The sequence below is a fragment of the Rheinheimera mangrovi genome (genome assembly GCF_003990335.1).
GTDB classification, from domain to species: Bacteria; Pseudomonadota; Gammaproteobacteria; order Enterobacterales; family Alteromonadaceae; genus Pararheinheimera; species Pararheinheimera mangrovi.
Map to the genome: position 1 here is coordinate 3,862,551 of NZ_CP034683.1, position 12,832 is coordinate 3,875,382.

Below are 12,832 nucleotides of genomic sequence, written 5' to 3' on the forward strand. Positions count from 1 at the left end.
TGGGCATTCGTACAGTGCTGGCAGGGGTGACGATGAGTGCCCTGATTGAAAACATGTTGTACCAACGCATTGGCATGGACATAAAGTCTGTGGGGCAGCAGATTTTCCAGCGTGTTTTACAACAACAATTGCATAAATATCAATGCGATTTGGCTCACTACAGCCAGTTGTTGCAGCACTCGGAGGAGATCTGGACTTCATTGGTGGAAGCTATTGTTATCCCCGAAACCTGGTTTTTCAGATACCCGGAATCTTTTGGCTTGTTCGAAGAGCTGGTGCATGAGCAGTTCAGAGCCAATCCGGCCAGACCTGCATTAAAGATCCTGTGCCTGCCTTGTTCTACCGGGGAAGAAGCCTATTCCATTGCTATCAGTTTATTGCGCAATGGCTACAGTGCCCGGCAGTTTTGTGTAGATGCGATTGATATTAACACCCAGGCGCTGCAGCAGGCTCAGTCAGGCATATTCAGACAATACTCGTTCAGAACTACTAACTTACCTTTTATCCATCAGTTTTTTGAAGTCACTGAATCCGGTAGTCTGGTGAATCAGAATGTACGGGATTGTGTCAAATTCAGTTATGGCAATTTATTTGAACCCGCGACTTTACCTGCAAAACAGTATGACTTTGTGTTTTGCCGTAACTTACTGATTTATTTTGATCAAAATAAACAGCAGCAGGCCATTCAACAACTCAGAAAACTATTGAGCCCGGACGGCTATTTACTTTCAGGCCCCGCAGAAGCCGGAGCTTTTGTCAGAGCAGGCATGACCGCATTGCCTCGCCGGGATTGTTTTGCTTTTAGTCAGGCGGAGCAGGTCAAGCCAAAAAAGATCACTAGACAGCTTATTGTCCCTGCGACATTCAAAGAGAAAAGTAAAAAGGCAGGCCAAGCTCTGCCTCTCCCTGCTTTAAAACCATCGCCAAGAATAAACAGCTCAGCACCTGTGCTTTCTGCGCCTGCAAAAAAGGCAGAACGTAAGCAGGATTTATTACAACGTATTGAACAGCTTTCAAATGCCGGACAACTCTCTGCGGCATTGGAGCTCTGTCAGGCTGCGCTTAGTGAGGTTGGCCCCAGCGCCCAGTTGTTTTACGTCTGGGGGTTATTATTTGACAGCATGGGTCATAAAGGGAATGCAGAAATCTATTATCGGAAGGTGCTGTATTTAGAACCTTTGCATGCAGCAGCCTTAAGGCAGCTTGCCGCTTTGCTTCATTCACAAGGGCAAACTGCTGCCGCAGCTTTGATAGAACAGCGTATGAAGCTTGAGAGGAAATTTTAATGAACCAGGCTCCTGTTATCCAGACACAACAGATTGAGATAGATGCCTGCTGGAAAACCAAAGGGATCTATGGAGACCGCAGCTGCCCAAAACTGGTGCTCCATACGCATTGCCGCAACTGCGAAGTTTACACTGAGGCTGCATCCAGATTACGTGACCAGTTTTATGTCCAGGATACGGACGAACAGAGCAGTATTGTCAGCAGAAATACCCGACATACGGCAAAGCAACAAACACAACGCCACATAATTTTCAGGCTGGAGCAGCAGTGGTTTGCCATTCCAAGCCGTTATTTAACAGAAGTGACATTACCACTGGTCGTCAGAGCAGTGCCGAATCGCCACAGTAAGGTTTTACTCGGGGTCTGTAATGTCAGAGGTCAACTGGTGCCCTGCCTGTCATTACACAGATTGTTTTCCATTGCAGAGAGTTCAACTGCAACAGCCAGAATGCTGGTACTGTCTCATCCGTCCGGTGCTTTAGTTGTATCTGTGGATCAAATCCTGGAAATCACACCACTTGACCACTCTGTCTGGAATAATAATGCAATGAATTCTGGCACTGCCCTGGGTCAGGTCAGTGTGGCAGTTGCCCAGCACAAAGCTTATAACCTGACCCTGTTGAACGCAGAGACTTTATTAAGTCTGATGCTTAAGGAGCTGCAATGACGGATCAGTATCAAAATGCTTCTTTGCTGGAATTGTTTTTACTTGAAGCTCAGGCGCAAACACAAATACTCGATCAGGCTCTGATTGGCTTATCTCAGCATCCAACAGATAAATCCATGCTGGAATCCAGTATGAGGGCTGCCCATTCCTTAAAAGGAGCCGCGCGGTTGGTTGGGGTGGAACCAGCTGTTGGTGTGGCCCATGAAATGGAAGAATTACTGGTTGAAGCAATGCGGGGGCAAAGCCAGTTAAATACAGAACAAATTCAACTGCTGATGCAAGGCTCGTCTGCATTAATGGCCATAGCTGAGGGCAAAACACCACCAGATCTGGCGCTCTTAGTGCACGCCTTGTCACAACAAGCGTTAACACCAGCGCAACCTGCTGCATTGCCAACAGAAGACGTTCCTTCTCCCCTTGCCGCCACAGAGGGAGCGGAACACTATGCTCCGCCACAATCAGCGGAAGAGTTGCATAACCATGAAGAAATCCGTAAATCTGGCACTATCAGGGTGTCCTCAGAACGGCTGGATTTGTTACTGGATTTAGCCAGTCGATCACTGGAGGAGTCTAAACATGCTCAGCGTTTTGGTCTGGAATTACTGCGGATCAAAAAGACACAGCTTCAGGCGAAAAGTATTCTTGAAGCATTGAGAGATCAGCTGGTTGAACAGCAAATGCCTGATTATTTTCTGACATCTCTGACACAAATGGGCCAGTTGCTTTCTGACGCTAACACTCAAACGGTACAAAGTTTACAGCATTACGATAGCGTCAGCTGGAGCAACCTGTTGTTAAACCAGAACCTGTACGATGCTGCCCTAGCCTGCAGAATGCGGCCTTTTAGTGATTTGTTCACAGGTAAAGCCAGAATGGTGTTTGATTTGGCCACTCGTCTGAATAAAAAGGTTCAGTTACAAGTAGAGGGCGAGCACACCTCAGTTGACCGCGATATGCTGGAGCGATTGGAAGCTCCATTGTTACATTTAATCCGCAATGCCGTTGATCATGGCATAGAAGAGGTGCAGGAGCGCCTCAGTGCAGGTAAAACGGAAATAGCTACAATCCGCTTAAAAGCCTGGCATGCTTCCGGATACCTGCATATGGAAATCAGTGACGACGGACGTGGTGTCAACCTGGAAAAAATTAAATCCAGAGTCCTATCCAGAAATCTGGCGACGGCGGACGCCGTAGCACAAATGGACGAGCAGGAACTGCTGGCCTTTTTGTTTTTACCTGATTTTAGCCTGGCACAACAAGTCAGTGACATTTCAGGCCGTGGTGTTGGCTTAGATGCAGTACAGCATGAAATCAAAGCCTTAGGCGGTCATATCGAGCTGATCAACACTCCGGGCCAGGGGTGCAATTTCCAGTTCAGATTGCCTGTTACCGTCTCAGTGATCCGCTGTGTCATAGTCGAAGTAAGCTCTGAAGTTTATGCTATCCCACTGCACAGGATCGAAAGCATGCTAAGACTGCAACAGGACGAGCTGATTACAGTTGAAGGCAGACCCCATTTTTGGTGGAACGGCGACGCTATAGGGTTATTGCGTTTATCTCAATTATTGGGACTTCCGGAAGGTCAGGGCGATCCACAAGGATTAGGCGTATTGGTGTTTCAGGAAAGAGATAGGAAAATCGCCTTTGCTGTTGAAAAGCTACTTGGGGAACAAAGCCTTGTCGTGATGCACATGGACCAGCGATTTGGTCGTTTGTCTGCTGTAATGGCTGGTGCTGTGCTGGCTGACGGTACGCCCGCGCTAATTCTGGATATTGACGATGTGCTGACGAAAGCCAGTACCTTGTTAAAACAAGGCCAGGTCAATAGTTTCACCAGCCAGCAACAGGATACTCCAACCCAAAAAATTCTGGTGGTCGACGATTCACTGACTGTGCGGGAACTGGAACGTAAACTATTGAGCAATAAAGGCTATCAGGTTCAGGTAGCTGTTGATGGCCTGGAGGGCTGGACTATGCTCAGAGCCGAAAAGTTCGACTTACTGGTGACCGACATAGATATGCCGAAAATGGATGGCATCGAGCTTGTGCGTTTAGTTCGGGCTGACCCGCGTTTAAACAGGCTTCCTGTGATAGTCGTCTCTTATAAAGATAGGGAAGAAGACAAAAACAAAGGATTAGAAGCCGGAGCAGATTATTATCTGGCAAAATCCAGTTTCCACGATGAATCTTTGATTGAGGCAGTCCAGCTCCTGATTGGGGCACCACAGTTATGAATTTAGGGTTGTTGACTTACAATGTGCCTAATTCCGATTGGGTCAAACAAGTCATTGAGGCTGAGTATCAGGTTGCATGGCACGCCCAGGATGTCACACAAACTCTGACCCTCCAGTTGGCCAAGCCGGTGGATTTACTGCTGGTAAAGCTGCATGAGGGCTGGTCAGCTCTAGACATACAGCAACTCACCCCTTATATCGACTGTCCTATAGTGTTATTTTCCTTGGATGGCCGGGACCATACACAGCAGGTGTTTACGGCTTTTGGCTTTGGCGCCAAAGATTATGTTGAACTGACTGGAGCACAACAGGCTAAGGCTACGTTGTTGTTACGTAAAATTAGGCAGCAAATCGTCTTACAGGGGATTAAACCCCGCCCTGCAGAGCCCGTCAGCACAACTTTACCCGTGATCATTGCCATAGGAGCTTCGACCGGAGGCCCCTCTTCTCTTTATGAACTGATCCAAGCTCTTCCCAAAGATTTTAAGGCCGTAATTGTCATAGTGCAGCATATGGACGGCCGTTTCAGTACAGGCCTGGCAGATTGGCTGGAGCGGGCAACAAGCTTGACGGTAAAATTGATTGCGCATCGCGAAAAAGCAGAAGCTGGTACTATTTATATTGCTGGCGCGGACATACACTTACGTATCTCTGAAGAAGGCCGCTTTCTATACTCAGAAGAGCCTCAACACAGCTTGTTCAAACCATCCATAGACGTATTTTTTGAAAGTTTAGCCAAAAACTGGCGGGGTATCGCTATTGGCGTGCTGCTCACGGGCATGGGGCAAGATGGCGCTTTGGGTTTAAAGTTGATGAAAAACAAGGGTTGGTTCACTATAGCTCAGGATCAGGCTAGCAGCATTGTATATGGCATGCCTAAAGCCGCCGTGCATTTACAGGCAGCTACAGAGGTTTTACCTTTAGATAAAATTGCCGCCCGACTGATAAAACTATGCGCTGACTGATTCTTTTATAGAGGAAAATAAATTTGTCTACAGATAACCTATACGGCACAGCAAACTTAGAAAGCAATGCAAAAGCTATGGTATTGCTTATCGATGACCAGGCTCTGGTTGGCGAGGTCATACGCCGAATTCTGATTGCCGAAGAAGGTATAGATTTTCATTTTTGCTCAGACGCAGAAAAAGCCATGAGTATGGCCCTGAGTATCAAACCAACAGTGATACTACAGGATTTGGTGATGCCTGGTATAGATGGGCTGGATTTGGTTAAAACCTACAAAACCCATGAAGAGCTGCGGGATTTGCCCGTGATTGTTCTGTCCGCAAAAGATGATGCGACAGTTAAAAGCCAGGCGTTTGAGGCTGGGGCAAATGACTATCTGGTCAAACTGCCCGATGCAATAGAACTCATTGCCCGTATTCGCTACCACTCAAAAGCTTATACGGCGCTGAAGCAAAGGGATGAGATGTTCCGGGCATTACGCACCAGCCAGCAACAATTGCAAGAAAGTAATCTGGCGCTGGAAAAGCTGATGCGTGCCGATGGCTTAACTGGACTGGCAAACAGACGCCATTTTGACGAATATCTGGACATTGAATGGAAAAGAGCAGCCAGAGAACAGTATTCTTTATCTCTGCTGATGATTGATGTTGATTACTTTAAGGCCTTTAATGATTCCTTTGGCCATGTGGAAGGCGATTACACACTGCAAAAAGTTGCGCAGGTGATCAAAGAGCATTGTGCACGAGCCGGTGATTTGGGCGCTCGTTATGGTGGTGAAGAGTTTGTGGCCATATTCCCAAACACGGATCTGGATGGGGCCTATAAGCTGGCAGAAGAAATCCGCACTGCAGTGCAGGGACTGAGGGTCTCTCATATCAAACCAGATGAACAGTCCGTGGTCACAGTGTCTATCGGAGTGTCCAGCACCATACCCCAAGCCCACTTTAGTCCTGTCAGTCTGGTGGAAACTGCAGATAAAGCACTGTATCAGGCCAAACATAACGGCAGAAACAGATCAGAAAGCACGATATAACGCCACTCTAATGTAAAACAAAAGTGGAAGCACACTGAGGCTCCCTACTGGTATTTCTAACCTGCAACCTGAAGGCTGAACCTCAGGTTGCAGCTATCCAGAGTAAAATTAACTGATAGATGCAATTTTACTCTGACTCGCATGATGTTCAGCTTTTTGCTGATACATCCGCTGATCCGCCACTTTGCTCAGCGCCAAATCCGTTTCGCCGTCCTGCGGATAACAGGCCAGCCCAATGCTGCAGCCAATCTGGATTTCCAAACCATGAACATCAAAAGGCTGTGCTAATGCCTGCTGAATTTTGTCCGCCACTGTTGTCGCATGCTGCAATTCATCCACCTGAGGTAACAAAATAATAAATTCATCCCCGCCAATACGGGCCACAGTATCAGAGGAACGAACTGCATGCTGCAGCCGCTCTGCCACTTGCTGTAATAACAAATCACCCACTGCATGACCATGAGTGTCATTCACAGGCTTAAATTTGTTTAAGTCCAACAACATTAACGCCAGAGTCTTTTGATGCCGTACCGCATACTGCAGGGCTTTGTGTAAGCGGTCTGAAAACAGCGTGCGGTTAGGTAATCCAGTTAGAGTATCGTGCTGCGCCATATAACGCATCCGCTCTTCGATTTTGCGTCGTTCTGTTAAATCACGACTCACTCCTAATATGCCAACAAAGACACCTTCGGCGTCGTACATACCGGAGATTTTGACTTCACTCCAGACCCGTCGGCCGTCTTTACATACTTGCTCCACTTCACCGACATAGTCCGGATAGGGCTGGCCTTCCTGCAAAGCTTTGGCTGCTTTTTTCATTTGCAGTTTCACCTGTGCATAAGACTCTGGCGTGACCAATTGCTGCATTTGCTGCTGCATCAGCTCTGTGACGGTAAAACCAGTCAACTTTTCTGCAGAAGGGCTGATATAAGTAAAATGCCCATTAAGATCCATAGTCCAGATCACATCAGTGGCATGATCGGCCAATAAACGATGCCGCTCTTCACTGCGTTTTAACGCTTCGATGGCATTGCTGCGTTCTATCACAATTTCAGCCAAAGCCGCACTTTCGCTGATCAGCTGGATATCCTGCTCCGAGGGCGACGTTACCTCTTTATGATAAATAGCAAAGGTCCCCAATACTTTCCCCTGACGGTTTTTAATAGGTTCAGACCAACAAGAGCGGATACCTGCTATATCCACCAAAGCCTGATAGGGTTGCCAATAGGGATGCACACGCACATCCTCTACAACCACCCTTTGACCTAAAAATGCAGCAGTCCCACAAGACCCCACACCATAACCTGCCGCTATACCCTCTATGGCTGCATTGTATTCATCAGGCAAATGCGGGGCTGAAGCCACATGCAAAAAACCTTGATCATCCAGCAACAACACTGTGCAGCTGGCCGAAGGGTCCATCTGTTCAGCCCCTTCGACCAAAGTATCCAATACTTTTTGCAGAGGAGCCTGTTCAACAATCATCGACAGGACCCTGCCTCTGTTTTGCTGCATCAGGGCCGATCGCTGACCGGCAATCACAATAGCCCGGAGTTTACGATTAACCCGATAGACAAAAAATATAAAAGCCAAAGCAGCAGGAACGATAACAAAAGCGGCAGTACCCAGCAGCAACCAGCCAGAATCAGCCTGCAACAAGCCTGAGGCATCAACAAATGCCGGAGTTGTGATCAACAGTCCATGTAACACTACTCGCCAAAGCTTCACGTTATTCCCCTATATCTTCATTCCATAACTCTGGTTTAGTGGCAATAAAGTCCTGCATCAGTTGCATACATTCAGCATTGTCCTGAACGACAAGTTCAACGCCACGGCTTTTGACATAGTCCTCAGGCCCCTGAAAAGTACGGTTTTCACCCACGACCACCTTAGGAATGCCATAAAGCAACACTGTGCCACTGCACATATCGCATGGAGATAAAGTGGAATACAGCACGGCTCGTTGGTAGTCTTTTGCCGTTAAACGACCGGCGTTTTCCAGACAATCCATTTCCGCATGTAGCACACAGCTGCTTTTTTGTACCCGCTGATTGTGGCCACGGCCGACAATTTCCCCACCAATCACCAGCACTGAACCTATAGGGATCCCCCCTTCGGCTAAACTTTTTCTGGCTTGTTCTATCGCAGCTAACATAAAAGGGTCTGTCATTCGCTTTATCCTGTAGATCGGCTGTCGATCATCTGAAATGAGCCACAGGCGCTTAAAAGCTTGTGGCTATGTTTCAGTAGTTTAGTGAGAAAAACAGAAAAAGAAGTGTAGATCGATAAATTAAATTGCCTGTGCTTCAGGCGCGGCCGGAAGGTAGGTTATACAATCCAGCGGGCAAACTTCAATACAGGCTGGCTGGTCGTAAAAACCAACACATTCAGTACATAGGTCTGCATCCACCTGATAGTGGCTTTCCCCCCTGTAAATCGCCGTATTCGGGCATTCCGGCACACACATATCACAGTTAATACAAAGGGCTTCTATCCACACTGACATAAAGTGTCCCCACAAGTCGCTTTAGCCTGAACCTTCTGTCGCTTCAGCAAAAAACCATAATCCGGACTCACTCCAGCAGGCAACTGAAACCAAACCTGATAGCCAGAACCAGGTGCAATCAGCAATGGTTGGCCATCTGCGGCATAGAAAACAGACTCTAACGCTGTGACGCCTTGCGGGGTCATCAGCAATAGTTGATCGTCAAAGCTAAAACGATTTTTTACCTGCAACAATGCCTGACCCTGAGCGTTGAATTCACCGCTGAACTCCCCCACCAGTAACTGCTCGCCTTCGCTATGGCTGGTTTGGTAATTTTGCAAATCGGCGGGCACATGACGGCGCAAAAAGCCTTCAGTAAAACCGCGGTTCGCCATGCCGTTCAATTGCTGCAATAAATCAACATCAAAGCTTTTGCCCGCCATAGCATCATCTATGGCTTGGCGATAGACCTGAGCTGTGCGCGCTACATAATAAGGTGACTTAGTGCGGCCTTCGATTTTCAGTGAATGCACGCCCATAGCTGTTAAAGCAGGCACATGCTGCACAGCACGTAAATCTTTGGAATTAAAGATGTAACTACCATGCTCATCTTCGTCCAACAGCATCAGCTCGCCAGGACGGCCTTGTTCTTCCACCAATACAGGTGGAGCTAATGGCGAAACCACTGGCTTATATTGCCCCACCTCATCGGCCTGCGCTTGATGGCTTTGATAAGACCAACGACAAGCATTAGTGCAAGCGCCCTGATTGGGGTCGCGTTTATTGATGTAACCCGACAACAAGCAGCGGCCGGAATAAGCCATACACAAAGCACCATGTACAAAAACTTCCAGCTCCATTTCTGGCACTTTTTCGCGGATTTGCGCTATTTCTTCCAGCGCCAGCTCGCGGGATAAAATCACCCGCTCTATGCCTTGTTGCTGCCAAAACAATACAGCGGCCCAATTGACTGTGTTGGCCTGCACCGACAAATGCAGCGGCATTTGGGGGAAATGCTGACGTAACAAAAACACCACACCGGGGTCAGACACAATAAGCGCATCAGGCCCCAGCGCTATAGCAGGAGCCATATCTTCAACAAAACGCTGCAACTTACTGTTATGCGGCGCAATATTGACCACCAGATAAAACTTCTTGCCCTGCTGATGCGCTTCCTTAATGCCAATAGCCAGAGTATCCAGATCAAATTCGTTATTGCGCACCCGCAAACTAAAACGGGGCTGCCCGGCATAGACGGCATCGGCACCATATGCAAAAGCCATCCGCATGGCTTTTAAACTACCGGCCGGAGATAAAAGTTCAGGAGCATTCATCGGTGTAACCTACACATTCGAAAGAAAAGAGGCGCATCATAGCGCCTGCTTTTATCCGGGTTTTGCGTTGGATCAAACCACTTTGGAATAACTCAAGCTATTGGCCTGATGCAGGTAACGGTCAAAACTGGCACAGACTAAACGCACCAGTAACCGGCCCAGTGGCGTCACCTGAATAACACTATCAGAGCATTGCACTAAGCCATCGGCAATCAGTGGGTCGAGCTTAGGTAAGGCATCAGCAAAATAGCTCCAGAAATCCTCGATAGCAAAGCGCTGACAAAAGTCAGGGATATCCAGTTTAAAATGGCAAATCAGCTGGCTGATCAACGCAGCACGGATTTTATCGTCCTGGCTTAAGCTAAAACCCCGTTCCAGCGGCAACTGCCCGTCATTCAATTGCTGCTGATAATGCGATAACTCTTTTTGGTTTTGCCAGATCACACCATTCACCTGACTAATAGAAGACACACCCAAGCCAATCAGAGCATCCTGGCCCGCTGTGGTGTAGCCCTGAAAATTTCGCTGCAATTTGCCTTGTTGCTGCGCTTTGGCTAAAGAGTCTGTGGTTTTGGCGAAATGATCCATACCAATACACTGGTAACCAGCTTCACTGAACTCTTTAATGGCCAGTTGCAACAAAGCCAGTTTATCTTCAGCCTGCGGCAGGCTTTGGGTAGGAATTTTGCGCTGGGCGGCAAAACGGGTGGGCATATGGGCATAACTGAATAACGACACCCGGTCAGGATCAAGCTGCAGGACGCTTTGCAGCGTCTGTAAAAATCGCTCCGGTTTTTGGTAAGGCAAGCCGTACACCAAATCCAGATTAATAGAGCTAAAGCCTAAACGTTTAGCTTCCAGCACCAAAGCTTGCACCAGATCTTCGCTTTGCACCCTGTTAATGGTGATTTGCACTTGCTCGTCAAAGTCCTGCACACCAAAACTAACCCGGCTAAAACCCAGCTGGCGTAAATGAGCCAGCTTTTCCAGGCTACAACTGCGTGGGTCTATTTCTATCGAAAGCTCAGCATCGGCTTTGAATACAAAATGTTGTCTGAGCAAATGCATAAGCAAAGACAACTGATCTTCAGTCAAAAAAGTGGGAGTGCCGCCGCCTAAATGCAGCTGTGAAATGGTTTTATCGCTCAGTAGTGGCTGATACAATGCCATCTCTGTCGCCAGATTTTGCAGATACAAATCAGCTTTTTCACTATGGCGGGTCACTATTTTGTTACAGCCACAGTAGTAACACAGTTGCTGACAAAACGGGATATGCAGATACAAACACAGCTCTGAAGCTGCATTGGTTAACGCCGCCTGGACAGCGGATGCTGGAAAGTCAGGCTGTAAAGATAAAGCCGTTGGATACGAGGTATAACGGGGACCATTCACCGAATATTTCTGTATTAACTCAGCTGACCATAACACCTGCATTGAACTTTTCTCTGTTATCCCCTCAAAGGTGCTGCAGTTTAAAACATCAGCTTTGACTCTGTTTTGATCTGAAACAAAGTCAGTCACTGCCTTTTTATAGTTCCTATACAGTTCCGATAACGACCAAAGCCCATAAAACGGCGACAAATCCAGCTGGAAAAATTCAGCGAATTAACTTAGAATGAACGTTCACTCTAAATGGAGATTTTAAACATGCAGCGTTCCCGCATTGTATTTTTTGCCCTATCTGCCCTGGCGGGCTCTGTTGCTTTGGCCGGTTGTGGCCAGGCTCAACAAGCCTCAGCTCCTGCGGCTCAGGCCATGCCTGTGGGTGTAGTCACACTGAAAAGTCAGGCCGTGACCTTAACCAAAGAATTACCAGGCCGCGTTGCCGCCTCGCAAATTGCCGAAATCCGCCCTCAAGTCGACGGCATAGTGCTGCAACGTTTATTTACCGAAGGGGGTGAAGTAAAAGCAGGTCAGGCTTTGTATCAAATCGACCCTGCCAGTTTTGACGCACAGCTTTCAAGCGCTAAAGCAGCGGTAGCACGTGCTCAGGCCAGTATTGCCAGCAGCAAATCTAAAGCCAGTCGTTATACCGAATTGTTAAAAATTAAAGCCGTCAGTCAGCAGGAATTTGATGAAGCTGATGCTAGCTATAAACAAGCTCAGGCCGATTTACTGACAGCTCAGGCTCAGCTGAAAACAGCTCAGATCAATCTGAACTACAGCAAAGTTTTATCTCCTATCAGCGGCCAGATTAGTAAGTCTGCAGTAACAGCAGGTGCTTTAGTCAGCGCTAACCAAACGACTGCTTTAGCTACTGTGACCCAGTTGGATCCTATTTATGTCGACCTGACTCAGTCGAGCAACGAGTTACTGCAGCTGAAAAAAGCGCTGGCATCCGGTGCTTTAGGTTCAGATGCTGCCATTCAGACCGTCGTTGAACTGAAAATGGAAGACGGTTCCGTTTACCCACACAAAGGCACTTTGCAATTTTCGGAAGTGACTGTGGATCCGGGTACTGGTTCTGTCACCTTAAGAGCACAATTTCCAAACCCTGAAAAGTTACTGCTACCAGGCATGTATGTACGGGCTGAAGTGGTTGAAGGGATTAAAGCCAACGCTATTCTGGCACCACAACGTGGTATCAGCCGTAACAGCAAAGGTGAAGCTACAGCCATGGTGATTGGTAAAGAAGGCAAAGTAGAAGCCCGTATTTTACAAGCCGACCGTACTATAGGTTCAGATTGGCTGGTCAGTAGCGGCTTAAATGCCGGTGATCAACTGATTATTGAAGGCTTACAGAAAATACGTCCTGGTGCGCCAGTTCAGGCTGTTCCGACCGATGCAGCTGCTCAAGCCAAGTCACAATAAAGCCAACGGAGAATC

Annotated in this window: 11 protein-coding genes; 6 read left to right on the top strand and 5 right to left on the bottom strand. The window is 47.7% G+C overall.

The genetic code is table 11. The features are described from left to right. Positions 1–32 precede the first annotated feature (32 nt). The 5 genes from EK374_RS17505 to EK374_RS17525 are packed head-to-tail and all read left to right on the top strand — an operon-like array spanning position 33 to position 6,187. Positions 33–1,286, top strand: a complete 1,254-nt coding sequence (locus EK374_RS17505) for a CheR family methyltransferase (RefSeq protein ID WP_164731906.1) — start codon at positions 33–35, stop codon at positions 1,284–1,286. Beyond that, complete coding sequence (locus EK374_RS17510; protein WP_127025825.1) at positions 1,286–1,954, top strand: chemotaxis protein CheW; 669 nt, start codon at positions 1,286–1,288, stop codon at positions 1,952–1,954. The genes EK374_RS17505 and EK374_RS17510 overlap by 1 nt, the downstream gene beginning before the upstream one ends. Next, positions 1,951–4,188: a hybrid sensor histidine kinase/response regulator gene (locus EK374_RS17515; protein WP_127025826.1), complete on the top strand. Its 2,238-nt coding sequence runs from the start codon at positions 1,951–1,953 to the stop codon at positions 4,186–4,188. The genes EK374_RS17510 and EK374_RS17515 overlap by 4 nt, the downstream gene beginning before the upstream one ends. Then, positions 4,185–5,153 (top strand): chemotaxis protein CheB, encoded by a 969-nt coding sequence (locus EK374_RS17520; protein ID WP_127025827.1) that lies wholly within the window; start codon positions 4,185–4,187, stop codon positions 5,151–5,153. The genes EK374_RS17515 and EK374_RS17520 overlap by 4 nt, the downstream gene beginning before the upstream one ends. Before the next feature lie 23 nt (positions 5,154–5,176). Continuing rightward, on the top strand, positions 5,177–6,187 hold the full coding sequence (locus EK374_RS17525) for a diguanylate cyclase (protein WP_325049680.1): 1,011 nt from the start codon (positions 5,177–5,179) through the stop codon (positions 6,185–6,187). A gap of 108 nt (positions 6,188–6,295) precedes the next feature. On the opposite strand, the gene EK374_RS17530 is transcribed toward EK374_RS17525, so the two are convergent. The 5 genes from EK374_RS17530 to hemN form a co-directional block, all read right to left on the bottom strand. Continuing rightward, entirely contained in the window at positions 6,296–7,915 is a 1,620-nt protein-coding gene (locus EK374_RS17530) for a sensor domain-containing diguanylate cyclase (protein WP_127025828.1), read from the bottom strand. Position 7,916: 1 nt separating this feature from the next. Further along, complete coding sequence (locus tag EK374_RS17535) at positions 7,917–8,357, bottom strand: nucleoside deaminase (RefSeq protein ID WP_127025829.1); 441 nt, start codon at positions 8,355–8,357, stop codon at positions 7,917–7,919. 120 nt (positions 8,358–8,477) lie between these two features. Continuing rightward, on the bottom strand, positions 8,478–8,693 hold the full coding sequence (locus EK374_RS17540) for a YfhL family 4Fe-4S dicluster ferredoxin (protein ID WP_127025830.1): 216 nt from the start codon (positions 8,691–8,693) through the stop codon (positions 8,478–8,480). Continuing rightward, entirely contained in the window at positions 8,678–10,006 is a 1,329-nt protein-coding gene (gene trhP, locus EK374_RS17545) for a prephenate-dependent tRNA uridine(34) hydroxylase TrhP (protein WP_127025831.1), read from the bottom strand. Before trhP ends, EK374_RS17540 begins: the two co-directional genes overlap by 16 nt. A 72-nt stretch (positions 10,007–10,078) precedes the next feature. Then, entirely contained in the window at positions 10,079–11,440 is a 1,362-nt protein-coding gene (hemN, locus tag EK374_RS17550; RefSeq protein ID WP_127025832.1) for an oxygen-independent coproporphyrinogen III oxidase, read from the bottom strand. A gap of 213 nt (positions 11,441–11,653) precedes the next feature. On the opposite strand from hemN, the gene EK374_RS17555 reads away from it, so the two are divergent. Beyond that, positions 11,654–12,817 (top strand): efflux RND transporter periplasmic adaptor subunit, encoded by a 1,164-nt coding sequence (locus EK374_RS17555; RefSeq protein WP_127025833.1) that lies wholly within the window; start codon positions 11,654–11,656, stop codon positions 12,815–12,817. The last annotated feature ends 15 nt before the right edge of the window (positions 12,818–12,832 follow it).

Coding starts and splice junctions, on each gene's coding strand:
- EK374_RS17505 (WP_164731906.1), top strand. CDS start 33: ATGAGTGCCCTGATTGAAAACATGTTGTACCAACGCATTGGCATGGAC.
- EK374_RS17510 (WP_127025825.1), top strand. CDS start 1,286: ATGAACCAGGCTCCTGTTATCCAGACACAACAGATTGAGATAGATGCC.
- EK374_RS17515 (WP_127025826.1), top strand. CDS start 1,951: ATGACGGATCAGTATCAAAATGCTTCTTTGCTGGAATTGTTTTTACTT.
- EK374_RS17520 (WP_127025827.1), top strand. CDS start 4,185: ATGAATTTAGGGTTGTTGACTTACAATGTGCCTAATTCCGATTGGGTC.
- EK374_RS17535 (WP_127025829.1), bottom strand. CDS start 8,357: ATGACAGACCCTTTTATGTTAGCTGCGATAGAACAAGCCAGAAAAAGT.
- EK374_RS17540 (WP_127025830.1), bottom strand. CDS start 8,693: ATGTCAGTGTGGATAGAAGCCCTTTGTATTAACTGTGATATGTGTGTG.
- trhP (WP_127025831.1), bottom strand. CDS start 10,006: ATGAATGCTCCTGAACTTTTATCTCCGGCCGGTAGTTTAAAAGCCATG.
- hemN (WP_127025832.1), bottom strand. CDS start 11,440: ATGCAGGTGTTATGGTCAGCTGAGTTAATACAGAAATATTCGGTGAAT.
- EK374_RS17555 (WP_127025833.1), top strand. CDS start 11,654: ATGCAGCGTTCCCGCATTGTATTTTTTGCCCTATCTGCCCTGGCGGGC.